Annotated in this window: 37 protein-coding genes and 1 pseudogene; 29 read left to right on the top strand and 9 right to left on the bottom strand. The window is 69.3% G+C overall.

Annotated features, from left to right (window positions below):
* A pseudogene (locus AB0M67_RS19560) lies at positions 1-398 on the top strand (hypothetical protein); the annotation flags it as partial.
* On the opposite strand, the gene AB0M67_RS19555 reads toward AB0M67_RS19560, so the two are convergent.
* Positions 388-975, bottom strand: coding sequence for a hypothetical protein (locus AB0M67_RS19555; RefSeq protein ID WP_365746988.1), 588 nt, complete (start codon positions 973-975; stop codon positions 388-390). The pseudogene AB0M67_RS19560 and the gene AB0M67_RS19555 overlap by 11 nt on opposite strands.
* A gap of 508 nt (positions 976-1,483) precedes the next feature.
* Between AB0M67_RS19555 and AB0M67_RS19550 the strand changes: the two genes are divergently transcribed.
* Entirely contained in the window at positions 1,484-1,669 is a 186-nt protein-coding gene (locus AB0M67_RS19550) for a hypothetical protein (RefSeq protein WP_365746986.1), read from the top strand.
* 403 nt (positions 1,670-2,072) lie between these two features.
* On the opposite strand, the gene AB0M67_RS19545 is transcribed toward AB0M67_RS19550, so the two are convergent.
* From AB0M67_RS19545 to AB0M67_RS19530, 4 genes are all read right to left on the bottom strand, one after another.
* Positions 2,073-2,417 (bottom strand): hypothetical protein, encoded by a 345-nt coding sequence (locus tag AB0M67_RS19545; RefSeq protein ID WP_365746984.1) that lies wholly within the window; start codon positions 2,415-2,417, stop codon positions 2,073-2,075.
* A 106-nt stretch (positions 2,418-2,523) separates the two neighbouring features.
* Positions 2,524-2,955: a hypothetical protein gene (locus AB0M67_RS19540; RefSeq protein WP_365746982.1), complete on the bottom strand. Its 432-nt coding sequence runs from the start codon at positions 2,953-2,955 to the stop codon at positions 2,524-2,526.
* 267 nt (positions 2,956-3,222) lie between these two features.
* Positions 3,223-3,801 (bottom strand): hypothetical protein, encoded by a 579-nt coding sequence (locus AB0M67_RS19535; protein ID WP_365746980.1) that lies wholly within the window; start codon positions 3,799-3,801, stop codon positions 3,223-3,225.
* A 279-nt stretch (positions 3,802-4,080) separates the two neighbouring features.
* The gene (locus AB0M67_RS19530; protein WP_365746978.1) at positions 4,081-4,242 is read right to left on the bottom strand and encodes a hypothetical protein; all 162 of its coding nucleotides are present in this window, start codon (positions 4,240-4,242) and stop codon (positions 4,081-4,083) included.
* A gap of 503 nt (positions 4,243-4,745) precedes the next feature.
* Between AB0M67_RS19530 and AB0M67_RS19525 the strand changes: the two genes are divergently transcribed.
* From AB0M67_RS19525 to AB0M67_RS19515, 3 genes are all read left to right on the top strand, one after another.
* Positions 4,746-5,000 (top strand): hypothetical protein, encoded by a 255-nt coding sequence (locus AB0M67_RS19525; RefSeq protein WP_365746976.1) that lies wholly within the window; start codon positions 4,746-4,748, stop codon positions 4,998-5,000.
* A gap of 320 nt (positions 5,001-5,320) precedes the next feature.
* Positions 5,321-5,743, top strand: a complete 423-nt coding sequence (locus tag AB0M67_RS19520; protein WP_365746974.1) for a hypothetical protein — start codon at positions 5,321-5,323, stop codon at positions 5,741-5,743.
* A 124-nt stretch (positions 5,744-5,867) separates the two neighbouring features.
* Positions 5,868-6,035, top strand: a complete 168-nt coding sequence (locus tag AB0M67_RS19515; protein ID WP_365746972.1) for a hypothetical protein — start codon at positions 5,868-5,870, stop codon at positions 6,033-6,035.
* 406 nt (positions 6,036-6,441) lie between these two features.
* Here AB0M67_RS19515 and AB0M67_RS19510 read toward each other — a convergent pair whose 3' ends face one another.
* From AB0M67_RS19510 to AB0M67_RS19495, 4 genes are all read right to left on the bottom strand, one after another.
* Complete coding sequence (locus AB0M67_RS19510) at positions 6,442-6,819, bottom strand: hypothetical protein (RefSeq protein ID WP_365746970.1); 378 nt, start codon at positions 6,817-6,819, stop codon at positions 6,442-6,444.
* A 113-nt stretch (positions 6,820-6,932) separates the two neighbouring features.
* Positions 6,933-7,148, bottom strand: coding sequence for a hypothetical protein (locus AB0M67_RS19505; RefSeq protein WP_365746968.1), 216 nt, complete (start codon positions 7,146-7,148; stop codon positions 6,933-6,935).
* A 108-nt stretch (positions 7,149-7,256) separates the two neighbouring features.
* Positions 7,257-7,628, bottom strand: coding sequence for a hypothetical protein (locus AB0M67_RS19500; RefSeq protein WP_365746966.1), 372 nt, complete (start codon positions 7,626-7,628; stop codon positions 7,257-7,259).
* A 151-nt stretch (positions 7,629-7,779) separates the two neighbouring features.
* A complete protein-coding gene (locus AB0M67_RS19495) occupies positions 7,780-8,397 on the bottom strand; it encodes a hypothetical protein (RefSeq protein WP_365746964.1) in 618 nt (205 codons plus the stop codon).
* Between the two features lie 405 nt (positions 8,398-8,802).
* Between AB0M67_RS19495 and AB0M67_RS19490 the strand changes: the two genes are divergently transcribed.
* The 24 genes from AB0M67_RS19490 (at position 8,803) to AB0M67_RS19375 (ending at position 25,252) form a co-directional block, all read left to right on the top strand.
* Entirely contained in the window at positions 8,803-9,075 is a 273-nt protein-coding gene (locus AB0M67_RS19490) for a hypothetical protein (protein WP_365746963.1), read from the top strand.
* A 334-nt stretch (positions 9,076-9,409) separates the two neighbouring features.
* Positions 9,410-10,012 carry a DUF262 domain-containing protein gene (locus AB0M67_RS19485; protein WP_365746961.1) on the top strand — a complete coding sequence of 201 codons (603 nt, stop codon included), beginning with the start codon at positions 9,410-9,412 and terminating at the stop codon, positions 10,010-10,012.
* 117 nt (positions 10,013-10,129) lie between these two features.
* Positions 10,130-10,480 (top strand): hypothetical protein, encoded by a 351-nt coding sequence (locus AB0M67_RS19480; RefSeq protein ID WP_365746959.1) that lies wholly within the window; start codon positions 10,130-10,132, stop codon positions 10,478-10,480.
* A 57-nt stretch (positions 10,481-10,537) separates the two neighbouring features.
* Entirely contained in the window at positions 10,538-10,933 is a 396-nt protein-coding gene (locus AB0M67_RS19475; protein ID WP_365746958.1) for a DUF6409 family protein, read from the top strand.
* A 97-nt stretch (positions 10,934-11,030) separates the two neighbouring features.
* A complete protein-coding gene (locus tag AB0M67_RS19470) occupies positions 11,031-11,303 on the top strand; it encodes a hypothetical protein (protein WP_365746957.1) in 273 nt (90 codons plus the stop codon).
* A 69-nt stretch (positions 11,304-11,372) separates the two neighbouring features.
* Positions 11,373-11,636 carry a hypothetical protein gene (locus AB0M67_RS19465; protein ID WP_365746955.1) on the top strand — a complete coding sequence of 88 codons (264 nt, stop codon included), beginning with the start codon at positions 11,373-11,375 and terminating at the stop codon, positions 11,634-11,636.
* 87 nt (positions 11,637-11,723) lie between these two features.
* A complete protein-coding gene (locus AB0M67_RS19460) occupies positions 11,724-11,984 on the top strand; it encodes a hypothetical protein (protein ID WP_365746953.1) in 261 nt (86 codons plus the stop codon).
* 122 nt (positions 11,985-12,106) lie between these two features.
* Entirely contained in the window at positions 12,107-12,562 is a 456-nt protein-coding gene (locus AB0M67_RS19455) for a hypothetical protein (RefSeq protein WP_365746951.1), read from the top strand.
* Positions 12,563-12,678: 116 nt separating this feature from the next.
* Positions 12,679-13,524, top strand: coding sequence for a hypothetical protein (locus AB0M67_RS19450; RefSeq protein ID WP_365746950.1), 846 nt, complete (start codon positions 12,679-12,681; stop codon positions 13,522-13,524).
* 129 nt (positions 13,525-13,653) lie between these two features.
* Positions 13,654-14,190: a hypothetical protein gene (locus tag AB0M67_RS19445; RefSeq protein ID WP_365746949.1), complete on the top strand. Its 537-nt coding sequence runs from the start codon at positions 13,654-13,656 to the stop codon at positions 14,188-14,190.
* A 338-nt stretch (positions 14,191-14,528) separates the two neighbouring features.
* Positions 14,529-14,954 carry a hypothetical protein gene (locus AB0M67_RS19440; RefSeq protein WP_365746948.1) on the top strand — a complete coding sequence of 142 codons (426 nt, stop codon included), beginning with the start codon at positions 14,529-14,531 and terminating at the stop codon, positions 14,952-14,954.
* Between the two features lie 101 nt (positions 14,955-15,055).
* The gene (locus AB0M67_RS19435) at positions 15,056-15,610 is read left to right on the top strand and encodes a hypothetical protein (RefSeq protein ID WP_365746947.1); all 555 of its coding nucleotides are present in this window, start codon (positions 15,056-15,058) and stop codon (positions 15,608-15,610) included.
* A 109-nt stretch (positions 15,611-15,719) separates the two neighbouring features.
* Positions 15,720-16,097, top strand: a complete 378-nt coding sequence (locus AB0M67_RS19430) for a hypothetical protein (protein ID WP_365746945.1) — start codon at positions 15,720-15,722, stop codon at positions 16,095-16,097.
* 165 nt (positions 16,098-16,262) lie between these two features.
* Positions 16,263-16,772 (top strand): hypothetical protein, encoded by a 510-nt coding sequence (locus AB0M67_RS19425; RefSeq protein WP_365746943.1) that lies wholly within the window; start codon positions 16,263-16,265, stop codon positions 16,770-16,772.
* A 212-nt stretch (positions 16,773-16,984) separates the two neighbouring features.
* On the top strand, positions 16,985-17,377 hold the full coding sequence (locus tag AB0M67_RS19420) for a DUF6205 family protein (RefSeq protein WP_365746941.1): 393 nt from the start codon (positions 16,985-16,987) through the stop codon (positions 17,375-17,377).
* Positions 17,378-17,511: 134 nt separating this feature from the next.
* Positions 17,512-17,931: a hypothetical protein gene (locus tag AB0M67_RS19415; protein ID WP_365746940.1), complete on the top strand. Its 420-nt coding sequence runs from the start codon at positions 17,512-17,514 to the stop codon at positions 17,929-17,931.
* A 44-nt stretch (positions 17,932-17,975) separates the two neighbouring features.
* Positions 17,976-18,173: a hypothetical protein gene (locus tag AB0M67_RS19410; RefSeq protein WP_365746938.1), complete on the top strand. Its 198-nt coding sequence runs from the start codon at positions 17,976-17,978 to the stop codon at positions 18,171-18,173.
* A gap of 55 nt (positions 18,174-18,228) precedes the next feature.
* On the top strand, positions 18,229-18,753 hold the full coding sequence (locus tag AB0M67_RS19405; RefSeq protein WP_365746936.1) for a hypothetical protein: 525 nt from the start codon (positions 18,229-18,231) through the stop codon (positions 18,751-18,753).
* 134 nt (positions 18,754-18,887) lie between these two features.
* Positions 18,888-19,379, top strand: coding sequence for a hypothetical protein (locus AB0M67_RS19400; protein WP_365746934.1), 492 nt, complete (start codon positions 18,888-18,890; stop codon positions 19,377-19,379).
* 70 nt (positions 19,380-19,449) lie between these two features.
* Positions 19,450-19,770 (top strand): hypothetical protein, encoded by a 321-nt coding sequence (locus AB0M67_RS19395; protein ID WP_365746932.1) that lies wholly within the window; start codon positions 19,450-19,452, stop codon positions 19,768-19,770.
* 29 nt (positions 19,771-19,799) lie between these two features.
* Complete coding sequence (locus AB0M67_RS19390; protein ID WP_365746930.1) at positions 19,800-20,414, top strand: hypothetical protein; 615 nt, start codon at positions 19,800-19,802, stop codon at positions 20,412-20,414.
* Positions 20,415-20,541: 127 nt separating this feature from the next.
* On the top strand, positions 20,542-21,444 hold the full coding sequence (locus tag AB0M67_RS19385; RefSeq protein ID WP_365746928.1) for a hypothetical protein: 903 nt from the start codon (positions 20,542-20,544) through the stop codon (positions 21,442-21,444).
* 117 nt (positions 21,445-21,561) lie between these two features.
* The gene (locus tag AB0M67_RS19380) at positions 21,562-22,887 is read left to right on the top strand and encodes a DUF2637 domain-containing protein (RefSeq protein WP_365746926.1); all 1,326 of its coding nucleotides are present in this window, start codon (positions 21,562-21,564) and stop codon (positions 22,885-22,887) included.
* 397 nt (positions 22,888-23,284) lie between these two features.
* Positions 23,285-25,252: a hypothetical protein gene (locus AB0M67_RS19375; RefSeq protein WP_365746925.1), complete on the top strand. Its 1,968-nt coding sequence runs from the start codon at positions 23,285-23,287 to the stop codon at positions 25,250-25,252.
* Positions 25,253-25,428 lie beyond the last annotated feature (176 nt).

Below are 25,428 nucleotides of genomic sequence, written 5' to 3'. Positions count from 1 at the left end.
GGCGGGGGCGGACCGCACTGAACGGGGCACGGCGGCCGGACGGCGCTGGACGGTTCTGGACGGTTCTGGACGGTTCTGGACACACGCGAACGCCGGACAGCCGCAGGACGCGCGGACGGACGGCGGCGCGGGCGGACGGGCGCGACGCGCGGCGCGGGCGGCGGCGCCGGGGGCGGCCCGGCGGACGGGCGCCCGGACGCGAGGTCGGACGGCGCTGGACCGCAGGCGCGGCCGCGGACCGCGGGAGCGAGGCGTGGCGCCCGGCGGGGACGGAGGCGGTACGGCGCGGTACGGCGCGACGGGCCGGGCGGCTCGGCGGCGGACGCGGCGGGCCGCGGGCCGGGCGGAGGCGGGCGCGGCGGCAGACGGACGGCGGGGGCCGCCGCATCAGGCTGTGAGGTCGACGTCAATGAAGTCCAGCTCGCCCAGGTCGAACATCCAGTCGATGCTGTCGGTGTTGTCCGGACGGAAGTAGGCCACGACCAGGCCGCGCTGGAGAAGCTGGTGCAGTTCGTTCTCCGGCGCCCCATCCCTGTGGGCGCCCAGCAGGGCACACGCCTCATCAGGACGGACGAGCTGGGTGATCAGCCGCACACGCGCTTCATCGCGGCCACCGGGAACGTTGCGGTACCCGAACCGCGCGCGGGTATGGACCATCATCCCCGTGGTCACGGCACCGATTCGGGCGTGATCGAGCATGGCCGGCCGCCCCAGGCGCAGCACCTCGGCCCGCAACCGCGCGCCGACGGTGCACTCCCGCGCGTGGGAGCACGGGCCGGGCATGAGATGGTCTGTCACGCCCGACAACGGCATGCTGAGCCAGTCCGCTACGTCGGGAAGGGTCATGTGCCGATACCGCATCACGTAGCGGATCCGCGCCCGATCACCGCGCGGCCACGGCAGCTTGTACACCGCTCGCGCGGCCTCGTCGAGAGCATGGGCTATCGGCTGGACGGAAACCGTCTTCTCTGTCATAACGGCAGGCTGGAACAGTCCACTTGTGGACAGCGGCCACGCAGCGAGCATCACATCGGCAAACCCACAGCATGGCCAGCGAGACGGGGCGGCGACGCACTTCGGATCGGCAGTGGATGGTGGGCGAGCACCGAAGCGGAGAAGCCAGCCGGGCACCGGCGGGACGGCGCGGCCGCCCTCTAAGGTCCGGACGCACGCCGAGTTCGGGCGGTACAGCGGCAGGTGGACACCGAGGCCGGGCGGCGCGTGGGCGGCCGGGCATCCCGTGGAGGCCGGGCGCAGCATCGACCCGGCAGGAGAGCGCGCGACGGACGGCACGCGGGACGGACGGGACGGATTCAGGCGCGGCGGACGCGCGGGACGGCGGGGCACGGGGCCTGCATCCTCAGGCCACCCCACCCACCATGCGACACGCAAGATTTGACATCAGCGCGCGCTTATGAGTAAATTAGTTTCATCAAGCGGCGGAGACACGGACCGCCAGAACCGCCTGACGTAAGGAGCCGACATGATCGCCACGAAGACGCTGACGGAAATTGTGTCGGCTCCCGCCACGTGCGAACTGGGCTCCAGGGGCTGCGAGATCGTCGCGGACTGGTGGGGTAACCACCCGACCGGCGAAGCCCTCGGTGAAGACTGGGGACAGGTCTGGTCCTGCGGCCCCTGCTCCTACCAGGCGGAACGCGACGCCTGAACCAGCGGGCTGCCGACGCGTCGAACTCCTGATGGTCCCGAACCGTCAGGAGTTCGACGCGTTCCGTCCTGCAGCGGCTTGCCGCTGCGCTCGGCCAGCCGTCGATGCCCGCCATTGGTCCGGTTCGCCCCTCACCGACACCGAAAGACGGCGCGCGGGCCAGCCTGACGCCAGCGGCGCAGCGTGCGCCGTACGGACAAGACAGGCGACCATCCCACACCCGCAGCAGGAGGGAGCGGTCGGCGACAGGCGTGCGGTGGACGGCGGAAGTGGACAATGTACGGGCGTGGCAAGCGAACGACTTGGACAATCCCGCCGGGCGCGGGTCGGAGCGGGAGCAGCGTACGGACAGGGATCGGCGGACGAACGGCCGGCGACCGGCGCGACGCGGAAGCGACTCGTTCTACGCCGCGCCGTCTATGGGTACCTCGGTGCCGCAACGGTAGACGCCATCAACTGCGGCGCAGGGGCCGCAAGCACCCTCGTTGCAGCACGTCGTGTAGCCGTCCTCGACCTCGTGGTCGTCGACGGTGTATCCGCAGTCCGAGCAGTGGGTGACCGCAGGAAAGACCTGGAAGCGGGGCACAGTCAGCTCGTCGCGGGTGTAGGGGCGGGGCTGGGGGACGACGCCCCGGTCCCACTGGATGAACATGCGAAGTTCGGCGTCGTAGTCGATGACGGTGCCGTACCGGCCGTCGGAGGTGCGCAGTACGCGGCTTCCCCAGGGCAGGGCGGGGGCAGTGTTCACTGGTTGGATCCTTCTCATCCAGGAGATGGGGCGGCACTCGTCGAGGCTCAATCGGGCCGGGGCGGCGTGCGACCGGGGCAAGCCGGTCGCACGCCGCGAGTACGCGTCAGGAACCGAAGCGATGAAACATGGTGCGCGTCCCCTGCAGCTCCCCATCCGTGAGCGCGCACGTGGGGCACAGGCGCCTGGTGTCACCCTCGACGAGCGGCGGCGCGATCTCGGCAAGCGGGCTCTCGCAACGACCGGCGGGAATGCCTTCGATCCCGAAGGACGGGTCCTCAACGTGGACGAGGACACGACGGTCGTCGTTCGTGCGGTACCAGACGATGGCTTCGATCAGCTCGACACTCTCGCGCGGCACCGTCGTGTACTCACCGGTGTACTTGCCGTCAGCGTCAACAAAGCCGACCTTGAGGCTGTCGTAGTTGTCGCGATAGCCCATCGCGATACCTTCCACGCCTGCGGCCCAGCCGTTGCCCTCGCTGATCCGGACCCGGGCCCGGGCGCTGACTGCCTCGTGAATCTGCTCGATCTTCATCGCGTCTCCCGTGCTCACCGACCGGTTCCGTACCGCCGTGATCGCTAATTTACTCTCATTGGCGCATCATTGTCAAATGTTACATGTCAACTACTCGAGGGGGCGCCTTGGCCCAGCCATCGCAGCAGTGCCAGCACCTCACACCAGCCGACCAGCGCAGCCAGCCGGGGACGCGGCGGAGCCGCAGGCGCGAAGCGGCCGTCGAGAGTTGGGGCCAGGTCGGCCGGCTGGGCAGCGAGTGGGACGGCAGCTCCATCATGCGCGTCCTTATGTGTCCGCGTCGGCGGAAGCGGCGGAGGCCCGCGGGACGTACCGCCGGTCGTCGCTGACGATGGTGCCGTCGTCGTCCTGGTGGACGAGCCACCCCCGGAAGCGCCGACTCTTGACGATGGTCCGGACGTTGGCGGCGGGGATGCCCGGGTGGACCTGGTGGCCGTCGACGAACACGGCGTGCGGGGCGTCGACTACATCCTCGGGGAGGGGGGCGGCTTCCCGGGCGTAACGGTTGGAGTCGTGGCCCAAGTTGCTGACCGAGTCAGCGGCCGCGCGGAGGGTGCACAGCTTGCGGTGGTCGGTCACGCTCCAGCGCGTGGCGTCCTCCAGTCGTCCGCGGGACCCCTTGGCGTTGTTCTTGGTCCAGAGCATTTCAACGACATCGCCCGCGATGGTGCGGCCCAGCTCAGTTCCGGCATGGGCTGTGGGGACAGGGATGGAAATGCGGACGGTGTGACGGGTCAGCGTGTCGCCGATGGCGGAGTCCACGGCGACGGTCAGCCCGTAGGCGAGCGCCGTGGTGATGATTTCGTCCGTGTTCCGTATACCGGTGCTGGGGGGCGCCTTGGCCATGGGGGCTCCTTGGTTCATGATGGTCGGACATGCTCGCCCCCGCAGGCGCTGCCGGACGCGGCGCGGCAGGGCCGCACTGCCCCCTGCCATCAGAGCCGGGAGATCGATGCGTGCCCACGGCAGGGATTGAACCTGCTCAGCTGCACATGGCCCCGTGCAAGGGCCAGCTGCCTCCCCAGGCCCTACGGGCCATGGAGCGTGGACGTGATGGGACGGCGGCCACTGCCTGGCCCCGGACTGAACCGGGAGCCGGCGGAGGCTGCGGAGTTCGGGCGGGCGTCAGGGCAGCGGGCAGGAACTGCGGATTCCGGACGGAAGATCGGGGGTGGCCTCCCGGCGCCACTCGCGGTGTTCGCGTGCGCGTTCGCGCCCGTGGTCGTACGAGCGGGGGTTGTGGCCGGGGCAGCAGTCGAAGCGGCGCAGGCCCTGCCGGGTCATCATGCGGCGATGCAAGGCGGGTGCCTCCACATAGAGCTCAGGCGGCGGTTAGGCGGGAGGTCTCGGCGTTGCGTATGGCGCGGGTCAGTCGTCTTGGTGACGGTCAGCCCGGCGAGCAGTGGTAGAGCACTTCGGCGGTGAACGAGGGGGCTCTCCGCCATGGATTCGAACCACGCTCCTCGACCTGGGGGCGACCCGGCCGAGCATGCTGCCAACTGCACCAGCGGAGAAGGGTTCCCGGCCCGTGACGGGCCAGGCATGCAACGAGACGCGATCCGAGGGGAATTGAACCCTGCACACTCACAGGTGGAGCCGCTCTACCTAGCTGAGCTACGGACCTGTCGGGCGGAAAATCCGGGTGCGCGCCCCTCCGTTCGACAAGTAAGATAATACTTGACTCCCGCCTCGACCGCAACCCGACACAGCGGCCCGTGCGTCGCGGAGCGCGCCACAACAGGCAGTTCAGCGGCATGAATGACGCCCCGCCTACCTACCGAGGAGCTCGTATGTACCGCATCGCCATCGTCCGTAAGAATCAGCCGGTAGACCGCCGCGCCAGCGCCGGCGAAGCCGAGCTCAGCATCATCGTGCGCGATCTGCTGCGCACCGAGGGCCGCACGATCACCGACGGCGACGAGGCCATCCTGGCCCGCATGGCGAGCGACGCTTGCCGGATGGCCGACGCCGACGGCTTCGCCGCCCTGGAGCTGGGCGACGTATCGCTCACCGTCCGCCCGAAGGTCGGCACCTCCGACCGCTGACCCTGGCGGCAACGGGCCGCTCGCCAGTAGCGTTCAGCGGCGTTCGCCTGAACAATCCCGAACAGCGGCGAACACCTCGGCGACCCCTCCCGCCCAACCCGCCGACGGGCAGGCGGACAACAGGGCGAGTCGGCGCCACCGAAAGCGCATCACCGGATACGGACGCGGCGCCTGAGCCCTTCAGCGCCACCCAGACCAACCCCCAGAATGTGACACGTAACATTTGACAAATGGGCGCACTTGAGAGTAAATTAGACTTTACAGTCGGAGGCTCGCCCCCAGCCCTCCACCGAAGCCCGGCGTCTACCTCAGGAGCACAATTGACCACTTTCCAGCAGGCATGGACCATCCTGGCCGGTGAGCTGACCACCCATCCCTGGGAGTACACCGACCCCGGCGGCACCACCCTGACCGTTATCCCCGAGGGTCTGGTCCAGGGCCCTGGGGACGGTGGCATCGTGCTGCGGATCACGGCGGATCACCACGAGGCCGCCGAGGTCACCGTCACCACCACGGACATGCCCCATGTCATCGCCTCGATCGCGGCTGACGCCGAGGTGGCGCATCGCCTTCCCCTCGCCACTCTGACCGTCACACCTCAGGGCCCCGGCGCAGGCGTTCGCCTGGCCATCCGCGAGTTCGACGGAGCGGACGTGCAGATCAACCTCCCGGCGGACATTCGGCGGCACCTTTCCCCTGCGCTTACGCGCGCGTCCGACGTCGCCCAGGGCTGGGAGATGTGACACCGGTCCCGACCGGGCATCGAGCCGTCCGCCAGGTCGCCGGTGGTGTTCAGCAGGACACCGCCGGACAGCAGCACAATGCCACCAATACGACAGGGGAACCGCCATCACCGACGACTACGAAGTGACCTACCGCTACACCACCGAGGCCGGCCCCAACTGCGCCACCACTATTCCTGTCACCGCGAAGTCCCACAAGCAGGCGAAGATCACCGCCCGTGGCATCTTCCTGCGTACTCACACCGAGGACTGCACCATCACCTCCACCAACACCAGGAACATCCACCGCTGACCCATACCCGGCGCGCAACGATGCGACCTCACAGGGCCCGCCGAGCGCACCCGCCAGCGCCCTGGTGGTGCGTGACCGGACGCCGCTACGCGTGCAGCTGGGCGTCACGGCCCCCGCAGCACCGCGAGCCGGTCGCCAGGTCCCGGCGCCGACCGGACGTGTGCAGAACGAGGACCAGGCGCTGCCTCTTCTTCCACGCGCCCAGCTCCAGCGTGAGCTGGCTACGAACTGCAGCTCCGGGCCGCGCGGGGGACACCACTTCGTCCGCGGCCCTGTTCTTCTTCGGAACGCTGGCCCACCACGATTGCGAAGGCGGCGGGACGGCCCCAGGGCTGGGCGGCGGGCCGTTCCCATCGAACAAGGCCGTCCACCCGTGCGGGTGAACGGCCGTGGGGAACCGTGAGGATCAGGCGGCTTCGCCCTTCTGTATGTAGCGGTCGAGGGCGGCAAGAGCGCGCAGGACGGAGGCGATCCCGTGGCCGTCGTTCCACTGCCACTTGATGCCGTGCGGCGCAGGGGTGCCCGTGAGGGGGTCGGTGCGCAGCGGCCGGGGGTCGACGACGCCGGTACCCGGAACGACATAGTGGTGTTCCACCACGGCCCACCGCTCGTTCGGCTGGTGGCCCACGACGACGTAGTAGTCGTTGGGCAGCCGCAGCAGCGCCACCGTCCAGCCATCGGGGGCGTTGGTGGAGTACGTGACGCGGATTCCGAGGGTGGCGACGCCCGGGATGGTGGGAAGCGGGCCGCGCAGCGTGAGGTCGTCGGTCTTCCGTCGGCTCATAGTCGAGACTCCTCAAGTCAGGTCAGTAGTAGGGGCTGTGGGGGATCGGGAGCTGCGGCCGCGGTGCGGCTTCGGGCTCGGCGAGGCGCTGAGCCGGGGGTGGCCTCGTCGGACTACTCGGCCGGTTCGAGCTCGTCGGCTTCGTACTGGGAGGGCATCTCGTCAGGGTCTCCGTCCAGGCGCACGGCGTAGCCGCCGAACTTGCCCAGATGGACGATCGTGCCGAGGGTTCCGGCGGGGGCGGAGAAGGCTCCTTCCCAGCCGGCGGGAGCATCGACGGAGGTGCGGACGCGCTGGTCGAGGGTGAAGGTCGTCAGGGTGTTCGGCATCGGCGCTCCTCCTGGGTTCCCGTGCAACAAGCTCTAATTTACTCTCATGCGCGCCTCAATGTCAAATCTTAGGCGTCAACATGGCTGAGTTCTGCACCCCCTGGGCATTCACCCAGCAGCCGGGTTCCGCTCGCGGTCGATCTCCTCGATCCGCATCGCCATTCCTACGACTGTGCGGCGGGCAAGCTCGACGGCGCGGGGCAGGACCGCCTCCAGGGCTTCGCGCATGCGGGCGGACTCGCGCTCGTTGGCCCCTTCGGCCACCTCGCACAACACGACACCCTCCATGGTCACGGTGCCGATCATCATCACGGCGTAGGGGGGCACCTCGCGCAGGAACGGCGGCATGTCCTCCACCGTGGCCGGGCGCACCTGGATGTCGACGGTGAAGCCCTCGTGGAGGAAGCGGGCGCGGCCGTCGAGGTCGAGGCGGAATCCCGGGTCGTAGGCCGGGTTCGGATGGATCTGGTGAAACGGCATGCGGGCTCTCCAGGCGGTGAAAGGGCAGGGCGGGGGTTCCGAAGCTGCGTGCGGGTGGGCCGCCGCTCGGCGGCGTAACGGCCGGCGGAAGGGGCGTATGCGGTGGCCACAGCACTGGTGAGCTTCGTCGGGAGTTGAGGCGGACGCGAGTTCAGCGTCGACCGGTGGTCGGGCGCAGCCGCGCCAGGTCGCTTCGCGTCATCTCCGGGGTGTGCACGTTGAGGTCGCGGCGCAGGTTCTCCCACTCGCGGTTCTGGACGGTGTGCCCCTCGGCCACCGGGGCCGGGTGCGACTCGTCGCCGGACCTGCCGGTGCCCAGGCTCAGCTGCGTGCCGCAGCCGTTCGGGCACGGTCCGATGTAGGTCGCGCGGCGGCCAGGGCGGTACGTCTCGAAGCAGCGGCCCTTGGAGTTGAAGCCCGCGCGGATGACTCCGCCGTCAGTGGCGACGTGGACCGGCTTGTGGCAGGCCCAGCAGTGCCAGAAGTGCGTGAAGCGGACTCCGCTGATGGTGACAGTCCATCCGGTCCGCTCGGCGTGCGGAAGCGGAGAGGGCAGCACGCCGATCTCGACGTAGCTGCGGACGTCATCCCCCCAGACTGCGGGCGGGGTGGCCGGAGCGGTGAGGGTGCGCTTCCTCGATCCCTTGCACTGTCCGTAGTTATACGCGGCGTACGGGAAGTCGTGGACGGCCGCGGCGCCGGCCGCGGCGCCGGTCGCGTCCAGCTCGACGGGCATAAGACAGTGGGTGCAGCGGGTGGCTTCGTTCATGGGGTTCCTCCAGGAAGCGTGGGCCGGCTCTGCGCCGTGAACACCAATTTACTCACATTAGCGCCACATCGTCAAATCTTACGTGTCAATTCTTGGGCCCTCCACCCTCGGGGGCGTTGCGCGGACACTCGGGGCGCACGCCACGTAACGACAACTAAGATTTGACAATGGCGCACCCATTGGCGTAAATTAGTGTTTGCAGGCAAGGGAGGGTGCGCACCGCACCCCCGGCCCACAGAACGAGCCTGGTCGGCTGATCACCGTCCCAGGTCCAAGGACAGGTAGCTCCTGTCTGGAACCGCGATGTATGGCGTGCATCCCCTTCACGGAGGGTTGAGACGGGTTCGAGTCCCGCCGGTTCACAGCAGCCACACCACCCACCAATCCCCAGCCCCAGGAGGCATTTTGATCAAGCAGGCGCCCGCCCTCGCATCCACCCCCCGCAAGCCGGTCCCGCAGGTCTGGCTCCTGGAGGGAGGCGAGGACAACGAGGGCGGTAACGTCCATGGGGTCTACACCGAGCGCAACTTGGCCATCGACGACTTCCTCGACCGCACGCGAGGGCTCGGCGTCTGCGGTCCGGACGAGAGCGTGATCCGCGTGGGCCAGGACGACTCCCTTCGTGCCCACAACGGGTGCGACTGGCTGACCCTGCGCCCGTACGACCTCATCGGGTGACCGCCCCCAGGACCTCGACGGCGAGCGCGGAGCCCCCTCCCCCGTCGCCGGTCGCACCCCCCGGCGCCCCTGGGCGGTCCGAGCCGTACGGGAGCCTCCCGCGCGCCATAGCCGGGCCGCGCACCGCCGCCCCGACCGGCCGCCCCGACCGGCCGGTGCGACGCCGCGCCGTCCGCACCGCCGGCCGCCGTGAAACAGACCCGCGCCCGGCCCGAATTCACCTGTTTTCGCAGCTCAGAGGCGCAACGCGATGCCTGTTTCGCTGCCGTGTTGCGCACCGTGTTGCGCACCGCCCGGTCTCCCCCCGAGGGGACACGACTGCACTGGAGAACACATGACTCGTCAGACCGCCGCGCCGCTCGACCACATCAGCCTGAACCCCTCCTTCCAGTCCGCCCAGTGGCTCGCCCGCCGGATTGGCGAGGGTGAGATCGCGCTCGACCCGCCCTACCAGCGAGGCGACGAGTGGACGGTGGATCAGCGCATCGCCTTGATGTACGCCTGGCTCCGTGGCCGGCCCGCCGGCGTCGTCATCCTCGCTGACCGCTGCAACCCGGCCTGGGCGGCGGCCAACCCCGGACGGGATCCCTACGAGACGCCCGGCGAGCCGCTGTGGGCCTGCGTGGACGGCAAACAGCGCCTCACCACCGCCGCGATGTGGTTCAACAGCGAGTTCACCATCCCGGCCTCCTGGCTCCCCGCCGACCACGTGGAGAGCACCGAGAGCACCGTCGACGGCCCCTACGTCCGGCATTCCGGACTGACCGACAAGGGCCGCAGGTTCATGGAGCGGTATTGCTCGCTGCTCGTCGGCGAGACCAAGGAATGTGCCACCGAAGCGGAGGAAGCCGCGTACTACCTCCTCGTCAACGGAGGCGGCATCCCCCAGTCCGCCGCCAGCATGGCCAACGCCGAGCGCGTGGCGAACGGCGGATGACCGTCCCGCTTCACACCGCTCCCCTTTGACACTTTAGATTTGACATAGTCGCGCACTCTTGAGTAAATTAGCGGTCACGGCAAGGGAGTCCCGTCGCCCCAATTTCCAGGAGAGTCCATGAGCACCGCACGCCCCTACGTTCGCGACCATTACGACGTCGTGCTGTCGATGTGCCACGTCGACGAATACGACACGGCGACCATCGAGTTCGTCGTCTGGCACACCCCTCGCAAGGAACTGCTCCGGTTGACCGCTTCGGGCTGCTACTGCTGCGGCACGGCAGAGGATGTCCCCTTCTCGGCGGGAACTCCGGTCGAGCCCTTTCAGTTGGCGGAACTCGCGGACGAGCTGTGGACTCTGTGGGACGCGCGGTTCCACGGCCCGGATGCAGCATGGGCGGCGCGCGAGATCGAGCGCGCTCTGCGCGAGGCGCAGGACCTGCTCGGAGAGGCCGCCACACACCACTGACCCACCCGGACACCTGCCGTCAGACCTTCGCCCCGACGTCCAGCCAAGGAGTTGCCCGTGACCAGCACCGCCACCCAGGCCCGAACCGCCCTCCCCGTGGGCACGGTGGTCCGCGCCCCCCGCTTCCAGCGCGGCCGCGCAGTCGGCACTTACAAGGCGATCATCCTCGGTCCGTACGGCCCGGACGGCAGCACCAGCGGCTACCGGCTGTGGTTCTTCCGTGCGGGTGCGGCCAGAGCCGGAACGGGCGCGCTCGGCTTGGCCTTTCACGGAGAAGCGACCGCGATCGGCTCGCTGGACGGCATGTCGGAGCGGACGCTGCGCGCGGTCGTGCAGGGCAGCAACGGCTGCAGCGAGGCCCATTCGGTCTGGATGGAGGCGAGCAAGGTCTGGATGCGCAAGCGGACCGCACGGCGGGCGGGGGGCGTGATTCCACCCCCGAATGACAACTAAGATTTGACATACGCGCACATCGAGAGTAAATTAGTGGTCATCGGGGCAGGCGCTGACCGCCCCGGCAACCCACCCCCACTCTCTTGGGAGACGCGCCTTGACCGTTCTGATCGCCGAGACCACCGCCCCGCTTCTCGCCCCGGTCCACCCGCTGGACGTGACGGAGTACGAGCGGATCACCTGCGATCAGTGCCCCAGGCAGTCCCCGTTCTTCGACGACGGCGACGGCGACCACGAGGCGCAGGACGCCGGATGGCACGTTCTGGACCGCGACGAGTGCGACTGCGCGGTCATGTGCCCCGGATGCGCCGAGGAGTGGTGCGGCGTACGCGACGCCAGCCCCCGCCTGTTCGGGATGCGCGTCATCTGACGCCCCCGGGGCGGCCCCGGCGGGCCGCCCGCTTTCCCTCCCCCTCGTATCCCAGCCACCGGAGGATCCGTGCATATCCAGAACGACCAGGACATCGATGCTCTCATCGCCAGCGCCACGCTGGACCAGTGCCGTGCGGCGCTGCTCGCCGTCACCGGCGAGACCTGGGGTTCGATGCAGCCGCTCGGCCCCACTGACTTCGCCCTGGACGGTTCCGACCACGACGAGACGGTGGCTCGGCACGCAGCGCTCCGCGACCTGAGCACGGACATCGACAGCGCCATGCGCGCCGCTCTGGTGGCCGTGCCCGACGAGGCCCCTCACCGCCCCTGACTATCCCGCGTGCCGCCCCCGGTGGCTCGCGCGCCCCGCCCGGGGCGTGGAATCACCCGGCCAGCCCACCCACCGTCAGGAGGCTGCTTGCACCTGTTCACCGCCCTCGGAACCGGCATCCAGATATTCACCCTTGCCACCTTCTTCACCCGCCGCATCGGCCGGGCGGCGGCCTCCGGCCTGATGGGGGCATCCAACGGCTTGTACGCCGCCGTCGACGCCGGTCTGGCCGCCTACTTCGTCCACGACTGGTGGCACCGGGGCGGAGGCGACGGTACGCGCCGCCGCCTGCGCCGTCTGCGGAACAGCTTCCGGGCCCCGCGACGCACCGCCCCGACCGCCCCCTGACCAGCCCTTGGCCTGCGGGGTGCGGAGTCCCACGGGACTCCGCACCCCGCAGGCACCCCCGGTGCGCCGGGGACACCATCCGCGCGGCCGGCACCCGCCACCCACAACCTATGGAGACATGCGTGAACATGGAGCTGCTGACGGTCGATGACCGCGTCGACAACGGCGTCAGGTTCCTCGACCGGTACGGACCGGACGGCTGGCGGAGACGGATCGACCCCTCCGTGCTCGACATCGACTCGGGCGCGGCCTGTGTGGTGGGCCAGCTGTACGACGACTGGGAAGTCGGGCAGGCGGAGTTGGAGTTGCGCGACGACACCGACGACGCCGTGTTCTTCGGCTTCTACCCCGCCGAGGACGGTGACGCCGCACTCCTGACGGCGTCGTGGCGCTCTGTGCTCCTTGGGTTCTGCGCCCCGGCGGCTCTGCCGCGCGCCCGGACGGAGGCCGACGTGCAGTCCTGGCAGTGCGGCTGGCAGACGGCGTACGGCATGCCGTGGACGGAGTTCTGCACCGCGCCCAAGGGCGAGGGCGACGACTACTGCCCCGAGCACGAACGCGACCTCGCCGAGACATAGCCGCACCGGTCGAGCATCTGACCGGCCACCACGTTCGGGCCGCGCACATGAACTGACCCCGGCTCGGCCGCCCGGCCCATCCCGCTACCTGACCCACGACAGACACGGAGTCCGCCTTGCCTCTCTTCCTGACCGCGCCCAGCTACGGCTCCCGGGGACCCGATGGGCAGGGCTGGAACCGGCTTTCGCTCAACGCCCATTTCGACGTGCCCAACCAGTGCGGTCTGCTGCCGACCAACTACGCGACGCTCTTCGAGTCCATGACCGGCCGTCAGCGCTGGGGCGGATTCGAACGCTGCTGCGAGCCCGGCCCCGGCCGTTGCGGCAGCTGCCCGATACAGCGGGCCCATCTCCGGGACCAGAGCGGCATCGAATGGCTCGCGAACACGCCGCTGCTGCTGGTCCGTATCCGGCCGCTGCCGCGCACCCCCGGATCGCTCTTCGCCGACCCGGCGGCCGGGCGCAGCACCTTGGACCCGCGCACCTGGCGGGGGGCGGCAACCGGCGTCGCGGCCGACTGGCAGATGGTTCGCAACACTCCGGGCGTCCGGCTCGGGCGGTCGTTCCGCGACGGCGAAGGCGAGGCGTTCTGGCTGGTGCGCGACAACCCGGCGGCCGTGGCCGCAGTGGTCCGCTCGCGGCAGATGGGCAGCCACACCCGGCATGCGCTCTACGCGCAGATCGGCCGGCCTCGGCTGGCTCTGCTGACCTGCCACGGGGGCTGCGCCCACGGAGACGACGACCTTCGTCACCTGGCGGCCGACCTCGCCACTGCGGGCACGGAGCCGGAGAGCACGCGTTCCCTCCCACGGCGCCTGCCCGGCGCACCGGGCACGGAGTTCGCCCACGAGGGCGGGCGCACCGTGTTCCGGCGTCACGATTCCACTCTCCGCATCAGCTGGGACGACCGGGCTGCGGCCTCGGCCCTGGCCGCGTACGCCGTGCGTCTCACCTCGTGCTGACCCGTTTCGGCGTGCCCCGCGACCGTATGGACTTCTGGAAGGAGCAGCCCCCTGACCATCCCGACCCGCCCCCTTGTTGACCGCGAGGCCCACGCTCTGCGCACCGCGCGGATCGGCGCTCTCTCGGCCGTGCGTGAGTTCGGCGCCGTTCGCTACTTCGTCGACCGCTCCGGCGAGTTCCCTTCCTATCTGCGCCCCGATCCGGTCCACCGCGCTCTCGGTCAGGGCTGGGCCCGGTGGGCCAAGGACGGTGCCCGTGTGGAGATCACCGGCTCGGGGTGCGTTGTCCTGGCCGAGTACGAGATTCGCGTCGAGCAGGACCGCAGGAAGCCGTACACCGTCACCAGGAACCCCATGCGCGGTGAGCCGCACAATCCGAGCGAGGCGTTCCGCGTCCTGCGTGAAGTGCGGTCCGGGGAGGAGATCCGGGTCGGGGACACCGTCGATGATCCCTTCGGCGTACCGGTCATCTACCTCGGCCCGAGCATGAGCCGGAGCAGCGGAGAGAGCGCCTGGCGGCCGGGCTTGATCGTCCGGGTGCTGTACGCCGGCGACGCCCCGTGGGTGTTCCTCCCTGCCGAACTCGGCGCCGCCTACGAGGACACCGTGCGTCACCCGGGCTGGACCTCGCGGCTCGGCAACTCACGACGAAAGGACATCAGTTGACTCACCTTGCCCACCACGCCCGCGCTTTCAATCGCGCCGCCCCTTCTTCCTCGCCCCTGACCCTGAGGACCACGACGCCATCGCGGTGGTCGTTCTTGCAGGATTCCGCATCGGGCCTACCTCACCGACGACGGCTGCCTGTTCATCGGGTGCGACGCCGAGGAAGCCGAGGTCGGGGGGCGACCGGATGCCGGTGGTCGTCCGGGTGGACCGGCGGCACGGCCCGGTAGAGACAACCATCCCCACATGACAATTAAGATTTGACTCAATAGACCGTTGAGAGTAAATTAGCTTTTGAAGGGGGAGGGCAGCCAGCCCCCCGAACCGAGAGGGTCACCATGAGCATCAGCGCGAACCGCATCGTCCGCCCGGCCACCCGCCGCGCCCTCCCGCTCCTGCGCCTCGCAGTCCTCGCCCTGGCAGTGCCCGCCCTCTTCAGCAGCACCCCGCCCCTCCTGGCGTTCGCCTTCGTCGCCATCACCGGCCTGGGCCTGTGGATGCTCGCCTTCGCCCTCGGCGTCGGAGACCGGAGCCGTGTACGCACCGCTCGCCCCGCGCTCGCGGTCGTCACGTCCTTCACGGACGGCCTGGCCCTGCTGGTCGCGGCGGGCTTCATCCTCGGAGTGCTCATCACCGGCAGCACGCTCGCCGCCGCGACCACCCTGCCCGGGGTCATCACCGCGGCCGTCTTCCTGACGCTCTGCGCCGTCCACCACAAGATGCACCGGGCCGCCCGTCGCGCCCGTCGGCGCAGCCGCCGCTGAACCGGAGCGGGTCGCGCCGCGAATGGCGCGGCCCCGTCGCCCGTTCGCACCGCCCCCGCCCGACCGCCCCGCACGCACAGCCGACAGATCAAGGACACGCCATGACCGCACCGGCACCGGCCGTACCGCAGCGACTGTGGGACGGCGACCGCATCGCCCAGCCGTACGGACCGATGGTCTGGCACCGCTGGCGCGGTACCTGGATCAACTACCTCAACGCCGAGGGGACCGGCCCCTTCAACGACGACCAGGTGCGGGCCGGGCTGGCCGGGCTGGAGCGGGAAGCCTTCGGCGCACACCGGCGCGGTACGCGGCCGAGCCTGCGGTTCATGCCCCGCAACCGCCCGACCGGGCAGCTGCCCGGCAGCCGCCTGGCCACCGTCGCGGCGGCCACGGCCGCGGTCCGGGGACTGCGGGCGACGGGTGCCGCTCCGTACGCGCCGGAGGACCTGCTGCTTCCGCGGACCGTGATGGCCGGTCCCGCACCGGCGCTTGCGGCGCTGAGTCTCGCCGCGTTGCACCAGCTCCTCGTCGACGCCCTGGAAGGCAGCGACAACTCGGTCTCATTCCACCGTCCTGCGGGGCGCTTCTACGTGCGGACCTTCCAGAACGGCGGATCGGAGACCTGGACGTATGTGCTGACCGGCACGGCGTGAACGACGTCGGCCGCGGGCGGGGGAGCGGGAAGCTCCCCCGCCCGCTACTACGCAGGACTTGGCCGGCGTCAGCCCCTCGGGCCGCGCCGCACTCGACAGGAGAGACGCTGTGAGCAATCTGCACGACGTTCTGACCGGCTGCGACGATCTGCGCGGGTGCATGGTCGCCGGTTACGACGATGACGACGTGAACCGCGCCTTCAGCCGTATCCACGATGCCTGCGGCCTGCGCCTCGTGTGCGTCTGGGAGACCTTTGACGCCTTCGGCGTCGGCGGCAACTCCGACTTCTACGTCGACACGGACGACCGGCTCCACTACCTCGGCGGTGACCTGTGGCAGTGGCTGAACGGCGACCCCGAGGACGCCGACGTCCCCATCACCCCCGGAACGCCCGCGAGCTGGATCGGGTCCAGGGCCGACGCGGCCCTCGACCCCGACTGGGACGACGGGTTTCACAACCTGGCCATCGCGGACAGGGAGGAGTGAGTGACGGTCACCGAACGACCATCCCGCTTGCCCCGAAGTCCCCGCCTACACCTGGACAACCCCAACTCATTGACACGTCAGATTTGACATAGGCGCGCACTTGCGAGTAAATTAGTCTCAGCGGTCCGAGGGAACAAGCCCCGCCGACCGAACCGAGGAGACACCATGGCACACACGCGGCTGACGACGACCGACCTCCACAACGCCCTGCACGCCATCCTCGACGAGACCTCGCTGCGCGCCGATGACGGGCACCCGGAGTACCGGGTGTTCGTCTACCACGGCAGGCCGACAGGGCTCAACGTCACGCTCATGCACGGCTTCGGAGCCAGCCTCAACGCCCTCAAGGCCCTGGACAGCGCGCTGGACGGGACCGACCGCGAGTGGGAACACGTCAAGCACCCGCTGCGCAACCGCTTCACCCCGCTCGCCTGGACCTGCCTGAGCCACCTCGGCGGCGGTGACCCCGAAGGCGCCTGGGCCAACAGCCACCGCCTTGCCTTCGGCCCCCGCGCCACCGACCTCGGCCGCAGTCTCGACCGCTCGATCGACCGCCGTCGCCGCCCCTGGCTCTACGACTCCTCCGAGTTCGCGCAGACCGGGAGCGAACACGATCTTCACCCCGGCTGCTCCGCCTACCCCGTGCCCGACCGCGCCCGCTACGGCACCCTCTAAGGTCTCCGCCTCGTACCGCCGCTGCGCGCGAAACAGGCCGCAGCGGCGCCCGACACGGGCGTTTTCCCAGGCCAGAGGTGCAACGCAGAGTCCGTTGCGGGGCACGTTGCCCGCACTGTTGCACCTCGTTCCGCGTCCACACACACCCGGACCGCAGCCGGGCCGCGCCGCAAGCCCGGGGCGGGACCGCCGACCACACCCAAGGAATCCCCGTGAGCAGCTACACCTCTGTTACCGGCGAGATCATCATCGAGCCGGCGCTGATCTGGCCGGCCTCCAGGGGCATCCCCTTCGACGACACGGACGCGGACGGCCTGCCCGTACGGTCCGTGCGGCTGGAGGCCGAAGAGGTCCCCGGCACGCCGGGGACCTTCACCGCGCGCCGGCTCATCTCCGCCGACGTCGAGTGGCTGGACGGCTACGACCTGGAGGGCGATGTGCAGGAGGTGATCGACGGCTTCCCGGGGCACCGTTTCACCGGACTGCTGAAGTGCATGGGCGCAGACCACTGGGACGACATGTGGGGCGTCGTCGCGCGGGACCGCACCGCCGCACGGGTGGAGCCGGTCGTGACCTGGCCCGGGGACACCACCGTCACAGAGTGAGCCGGGCGAAGCCACCCGCGTCCGGGTGGGCACTCCCGACCGCACGACATGCAAGATTTGACATACGGCGCGGTGATGAGTAAATTAGAGGTTGTAGGCAAGGGCCTCACACCACACCGAAAAAGGGAGCGTCCATGCCGGAACTCGTTGAACTCCTCCCGGTCATCGTGACCTCCCGACCGGTCGCCGACGACGCGACCGGCATGCCGTACCAGCAGCCGCCCGAGGGCACCGACCCCGGCGCGCTGCGCATCGTCCGGGCCGGGGATGTGCGGGACTACGACTGGTACCTCGGCGACTGCGAGCAGCCCACTGCCGCGCGCCGCGGCATCTACTGGGGCGTCCACATCACCAGCTCCTGGCCCGCGAAGGTGCGCAAGCTCCTCAGGCGGCCCAAGTCCGTGGCCCTGGACGGCGTCAACTTCCACTGGCGTCGCGACGAGCTCGTGATGATCATCCCGCGCGAGTTCCTCCCCGCCGGGGACGACGACTGGATGGGCGGCTCCTTCATCTGGGAACCGGGCGACCTGGATCTGGACGGTGCTTCCGGCTGATCCCGAGCACCGAACCCGCCCGACCGATCCGCAAGAGATCCGTCGTGCCTCAGCCTCACACCTCGTCCGGAGCAGGCACCCCCTCCTGGCAGTCGTACAGCGCCGCCATGGCCGCTGCCCTGGAGACGGCGGACCTCGACCTCTACCGCCGCCTGAGCTCCGCCCGCTCCGCTCTGGCCGAGCGTGAGGCGGACGAACGGCGCCGCCGGGCCATCGGTGGTCTGCCTCACGGGCGCGGCTGACATCACGTATCCCCGAATCCGATCACCGCACCGCCGACACGAGCTGGAGCACGACATGGAGGAAGACAACGGCGTGGCGGTCGATCCGCACGCCCTGGTCGTCGACGGCGTGGCCAGCCTCCGCCATCTGCGGTGGAACGACGTAATCCACCTCGCCGAGCCCACGCTCGGTATGGGCGCCGGGCACTGGCGCGTCAGCGTCACCAACGAACTGCGGCCCATCAGCACCGACGAAGCAGCCGCGCACGCCGCAGAGGGCCACGCAATCCGCGAGGCACACCGCTCCCCCGACTGGGAGGGCCCTTTCGCCTTGAAGCTGGGCGGTCTGCGGCTCGACGCCCTTCGTGCCGCTCTGGCAGCGCTCGACGACATGCCCGGTGACGCGCTTGTGGTCCTCACGTCTGCCGAACACCCGTGGGAGGGACGGCACTCGCCGGCCCAGACCGGAATCGAGACCGGCCGGTACGTGCCCAACCCCGGCGGCGGCAACTACGGCGATCTCTACTACGACAAGTACGACTCCGCCGAGGACGTGCCCGAAGACGCCGTTCCCGCCGTCTTCCTCTCCCCCAGCAACTAGCGCCCGTACCCCACACACTCCCCCGCCGGAAGGACTTCGCCATCCAGCAGCACCCGGGCCAGGAGCCCTACGACCACCGCCAGGACCCGCCCGCCAAGACGATCGAGTCCAGGATCGACGGCCGCCCGGCGACGGTGACATTCCGCCCGACCCTCCACACCATTTACGCCAACTCCCAGCGCGTGGCACTGGTCGTGGAGGTCACCACACGCTTCCGGATCCCGCTCACCTTCTCCGCCCACTTCTTCAGCCCGGACGGGACGTCGACGTGGGAATTCGACTGGATGAAGTGCGAGCAGGACGACCACCTGGTCTCAGTACGGGCTGTCCGCGACCGCGTCGCCGAGCATGCCGAGCAGGTGCTGAACGCCCACCTCGACGAGATCGCACCCCTCGTCGAAGCCGCGCGTGAGATCGCGGCCGCCAACGCGCTGCAGGGTCTGTACACCGCCGAGACCCGCGTAGCCGAAGCCACCAAGAGCGCGGACCGCAGCCGGGCCGCCTTCGCCGTGTTCGGCGTATCCGAGGAGCGCGCCGACGAGGTTCTCCACCAGCTCCGCTCCAAGAACTCCAAGATCTTCGGGCGCGCCGTCTGCGCCGAGACCTCCCTCCTCTGGCCCGCCTAGCACCGGCCGGGGACACCGCGTCGCAGCCCACCCGTGCCGCAGCCACCGCCACCAGCACAAGGAGCAGCTCATGGCCCGCAACATCGGTATGGGGCCGAGCACCCCGCTGTACCGCACCGTGATCGTCGCGACGTACACCGACGATGCTCTCCTCGCCCGCGACCTGCAGCTGTACCGGCGCAGCAACTCCACTCTCACGCGCGACGGGCAGACCCTCACCTGGTACGAGGGCCCGTACAACGCCCCGGGCAAGGCTCAGAGCCGCAAGACGACCTGGGAAGGGATCTACGCCGCCAAGGGCGACTCCGCCCGGGCGGACTGTGACATCGAAATGTGTGAGCCCACCTGGCAGCGCCTGCCGGCGCGGAAACCGAAGCCGTCCAGCACCTGAACCTTTTCCCCTGCCGAAACGGAGTCCCCATGCGCATCGAGACCACGGCCCACGCGATCGCCGCCGCCACTGACTTCGGCGAGAGCGCCGGCCCGCTCGCCTCACTCGCCCGCGGCGACGTGCCCGCCTGCTTCGGCCGCCTCGGGCTGAGGCTGGCCACCCTCCTCCTGGAGGCCCGCGCCACGGAGGCGGAGCTGAACATGCCCGATGGCCCCGACGACGCCCTGTGGGAACGCGGCAAGTCCGAGATGGCCGAGATCGTCCGCGCAGTCAGTGACCTCAGCACGTGGGTGGAGAACCAGCGGTGCGCGGTCGACACCTGCGAGTGCCGCGCCGACCGGCTCCTGCGCCGCATGCTGCGCGACCGGCACATCGCCGAGCAGCCCGGCTACTCCCCTCAGTTGCAGCGCGTGGCCACCCTCGTGATCGGCCACACCGACAGCCTGCCGTACGTCTTCGTCCACTACCGCAACCACATCACGCACCCCGTCAGCCAGCACGGCGGATGGCAGGCGCGTCTGGTGACCTCGGCCGGCGTGACGCCGCTGTACGAGTCGCCCGGCTATCCGCACACACCGCTCGGCCTCTACTACGAGGACACCCGGGCCTGCCTCGACGCCGTCACAACAGCACTGGGCCGGTGACGCCGGTCCTCGCGGCATCACGGCACCCGTCGTAACGTCTAACTAGACAAGACGCTCACTTAGGAGTAAATTAGCCTCTGATGAGGGTGGCTCCCCGTGCTGCCCCACCCAGCACCCTGGAGACACCATGAACTCAGCCATCCAGAAGGCGTTTGCCAAGCTGCCCGACCAGATCACCGTGCCGGACATCGCCGCCGCAACCGGCCGCACCGAAAGCGGTGTGCACAACTGGATCGACGCCTACGACGACTTCCCCCCGGACGAAGGCCAGCAGGACCGATTCCACCTCCGCAGCCGCGACAAGGTGCTCGACTGGCTCCAGCAGCACCCGAACCTCCTCGACGAGAAGCGGCGCGGCCCCCAGGACCTGGCTCAGCGTGCCCGCGCCGCCCGGCCGTCCGCCGAGTCCCTGACGGTCAAGGAGACGGCAGAGGTCCTCGGCGTCACCAGGGAGGCCATCCAGTACTACGCCGCCTCCGCGAAGCCTGGGCTCAGCAGCGACCCCTTCCCGCCGGCCACTCGGCAGGGCAAGATCTCCCTTCGCTCCTGGCCCGCCGTACGCTCGTGGATTCTGCGCAGGAACGACCCCCCGCCCAGCAGTGCGGCGTCGTGGCAGGAGCGCAGCACCTGGCTGCTGGCCGTCCACGACCAGGAGAAGAACGACCCCAACCCGGGGCGCGACGAGCAGGGCCTCACCTACGCCCAGCGTGACGTCCTCGAACGAATCCGCGTCGCTACCGCCCAGGGCCACAGCGTGCCCGACAAGTGGCGGGTCAAGATGTTCGGGCTCGACATCCTCGATTCTGCGGAGACGCCCGACGCGGGTCCGGCCGCTGCGGTCCGGCTCACGCCGTCCGAGCTCGCCGCCGAGCTCGGCATCAGCATCGGCAGCCTGCGGGGGTACGCGCGCCGATACCCGGCCGGCTGCCGCGACCCGTTCCCGGCGAAGGACGCCCGCAGCGCCCGCGACGTCCAGGAGGTCCGCAACTGGCTCAGCAGGTCCGGTCCGCTGTCCTCCACCGGCAGCTGACACCCGGCCCAGGACCTCGACCGCGGACGCTGAGCGCACATGAGTCCCTGACGCTCGGCCCTGGTCTCTGTCCACAGGCTGCGCTCCGCACACTCCCCGCACGGAGTGATCAAAGGAGTGAGCGGCGTGGACAGCCTGACCAGAACACAACGTGCCCTGATCACGGTCGTCGTGCTCGGGGCAGTGATCATCGCCGCCATCGGATTCGCCGGCTCGTACGCTGCTGTGCGCGAGCTCGCCGAGCACAAGGGCTTCGGCGGCTTCTCCGCGTACTTCCCCATCGGGGTCGACGCCGGCATCGCCGTTCTCCTCGCACTGGACCTGCTGCTCACCTGGCTGCGGATACCGCTGCCCATGCTGCGTCAGGCTGCGTGGCTGTTGACGGCAGCCACCATCGCTTTCAACGCTGCGGCCGCATGGCCCGATCCGATCGGCGTCGGCATGCACGCGACCATCCCCGTCCTCTTCGTCGTCACGGTCGAAGCGGCCCGACACGCGGTCGGCCGACTCGCGGCGATCACCGCGGACCGGCACATGGAGGGCGTTCGGCTCGCTCGATGGATCCTCGCGCCCCTGCCCACGTTCCTTCTGTGGCGCAAGATGCGGCTGTGGGAGATCCGCCAGTACTCCCAGATCATCAAGGCGGAGCAGGACCGCCTCGTCTACGAGGCCAGGCTCGAGGTCAAGCACGGACGGAAATGGCGCCGCCGCGCTTCACTCGACGAGCTGCTGCCGCTACGGCTGGCACGCGTCGGCGTGCCTCTGGGGACGACCGCCATCGACGCTTCTGCTCTCTCCCCGCCCGAAGAGCAGGGACTCCCCCAGGCAGCTGTGCGCCTTGCCGGGACCACCCTCACGCCGGAGCAGCAAGACGCACCGACCATCGACATCAGCCGTGACCTTGCTGCCGGATCACTCGTTGCCGGACAGCGGGAGCAGCGGGAGCAGCGGGAGCAGCGGGAGCAGCGGGAGCAGCCGGAGCAGCGGGAGCAGCCGGAGCAGCCGGAGCAGCCGGAGCAGCCGGAGCAGCCGGAGCAGCCGGAGCAGCACGAGCAGCCGGAGCAGCCGGAGCAGCACGAGCAGCCGGAGCAGCACGAGCAGCACGGCCGTGTGGGTACCGCCCCTACGACGGACGCGGCGGACGGGGGGACACCACCGGTGGCTGCTTTCGCCCTCGCCGGGAAGGGTGCCGGGCCTCAGGATGTCGGTCCGCAGACACCGGAGGGCCCCGGTGATGGCGAACACTCGGCGGATCCGGCCGAGCACCGCGAGGCTGTGGCCAGCGCCCGTACGAATGCCGACGCCATCCGTCATGCCCTCATCGCGAACCCTGGCGCCGACGACAGCGCCATCGTGACCTGGCTCGCCCAGTTCGGCCGCGAGGTCAACCGCGGTCAGGTCTACAAGGTCAAGCGACAGGCAGTGAAGCGTCAGGTCGCGTAACCCCGCCGTCTCTCCGCGCCCACACTCTGCTGCTTTCCCGCGACGACCCGCCGTGCTGCTGCTACCCGCTGCCCGGCGGGCGCGTGCTGCCCGCTCACCGCAGCTGCTGCCTCACGACAAGCAGCACGAGCAGCCGCTGCTTCCCGGTCAGGGAAGCAGCGGCTGCTCGTGCTGCCCTCGGCCGGGCAGCAGGTGCAGCATCACCGCGCACCGCGCTGCTCGTCACCGGGCAGCGCGGTGCGTCTGCTGCTTCTCCGTGCCGCTCCTGGTCCAAGCATCTGCTGCCCGCTGCTTCCCCTGCCGCGGACCTCTGTCCACAGGCCCGCGCTCGTAGCGTCCCGGCTATCCCTCCCGCTGGTCGGGGGCGGTATGGGACGAGCAGCAGAGGAGCGGATGGATGGCGCGCAGCGAGCTGGACCGGCAGATCGATGAGGGAGCCGAGACTGCCGCGTTGTTCGTGGGGCGGTTCCTTAGCGGAGCACCGCTGTCGGAGCAGGCGCGGGCGCCGGGAGGAGTAGCCCGTTGGCAGCACGTGGTGCTGCGCCTGGTGCTGCTCGGCTGGACGGGATGGGCCGTGTGGACGTGGTGGTGGCTGGAAGAGCACGAGCGGGTGATCTGGTGGTCGGCCGGCGCCGTCGGTGTGCTGATCCCGCTCATCGTCGTGGTGCACATCCGGGGCGGTGCACGGCGCCGGCACATGCAGGCCCTGGTCGTCCCCCTGTCCCTGGCCCTGAAGGAGACGATGCCGGCCTGGGATGACGCCCAGCGTCTGGCGGCAGTGACCATCCCGCTCGACAGATCGTTCGTGAAGATCGCGCTACCGGACGGCTGGCACGGCCAGGACGGTCACAAGGAGTTGCTCCGCGAGCTCGTGCATGCCCGGCTCGGCGGCCGGTGGTCGGGAGAATGGAACCTCAAGCGCTACCCCTTCTACGTCCTGTTCCAGCCGCAGAAGGACAAGGTCGTCTACGAGGTCCCCGACCGGGTCGACTTCTTCGCGCCGGAAGTCCAGGACGCGATCGCCAAGTGCCGGCCTGGACAACTCGTGCTCGGCATCGACGACCACGCTGATGCGCTGATCAAGGAGATGACCGGCGAGAGCGCCATGTGGGGCCTGTCGGTGGGATCCGGTGGCGGTAAGTCGAGCTTCCTCCAGATGATCATCACCCAGCTCGTCGCCCAGCGCGCCACCATCATCGGAATTGACGTCAAACAGTCGTCAATCAATTGCTTCAAAGACGTCCCCGGAGTTCACCTCTACACCGACCCGGGAAACATCGGGGATATGCGCGCCGCCATTTCGTGGGGGGCCCGGGAAGTCGAAGCACGCAACTACGTAAAGCAGCAGAATCCCAGCAAGGAATTCGACCGGCTGACTCTCGTCCTCGAAGAAGGAAACGAATTCGGAGACGCATCAAAGGAATGGTGGAACGAGAACAAGGAGAAGGGTGATCCGGCAAGCGATCCGATCTGGGGCGATATCGCGTCCATCATGCGCATGGGCCGCCACGTCAATGTCACGATTATTGGGGTGTTCCAGGACCTTCGGGAATCCGCTGTCGGAAACCGCGGCCTGCGGAACATGTTCCGTCTGCTGATGCTCGGAAACTTCAACGCAAACCAGTGGAAGATGATTGTCAATACGTCGCCGGTGCCGGAATCGGTCGACAAGGCTGGCCGGATGCTCGTTATCGAGGGGAACCGGCGTGTGTGGATCCAGGTTCCCTACGCCGATCCCGCGGCCTTCCGCGAGCACTGCCTGAAGCTCCGCAGCGAGCGGGGCTACTCCACTGCGGATCTGTACGGTTCGCCGCCCGCACGCAGTCCGCAGCGGCTGCCTTCCCTGCTTCAGGTCTCCCGTCCGCTGTTCACCAAGGAGACGCCGCCGGCCATTGGTGTTGCGGAAGCTGCGGATGCCACCCTAGAGAGTGTTCCCGCAGGTCAGAGCCGCAACGAGGAGGAGCGTTTCACCTCCGAGGAGGCGGAGCGTTGCAGTGAGCGTTTCACCTCCGAGCTGGACTCGGCCGGGCAGCCGGCGGATGCCACAGGCACGCCGGTGCTGCTGGAGAAGGAGGCGCCAGCCGAGGAACGCCCTGAACTGCTGACCCTGGCAGAGGTGTCGCGGCGGTTCGCCGAACACGATGTGGAGCTCAATCCCAACACGCTCAGGACGCACAAGCTGAGGCGTAAGGACTTCCCCGTCGGTGTAATGCAGGACGACGGGAAGGAACGTTTCACCATGGAGGCCATCGCGCAGTACTACGACCTCGCGTGGCCGGTGGAAAGCAGCGGTGACGAGACAGAGAAATCCGTGGACGTCAGCCGGGACGACCATTTGAGCGAGGACGCCGAACCGGCGGAGTAAGTCGGACAGCTGGAGGCAGCAGAACCTGCGGGCAGTGGCCGCGAAGGGATCATCCTTCGCGGCCACTGCCATGTCTGCCCTCAGGAGCGTCCCCCAACGGTCGCCGGACGCTGGACTTTATCCACAGGCCCGGACTTTTAGGTTTCATCCGTGAGCTTCCCGCCGCAGGGTGTGGG

This window comes from Streptomyces sp. NPDC051662, assembly GCF_040681655.1.
Classification (GTDB): Bacteria; Actinomycetota; Actinomycetes; order Streptomycetales; family Streptomycetaceae; genus Streptomyces.
This window is presented reverse-complemented; position numbering and strand designations above follow the sequence as displayed.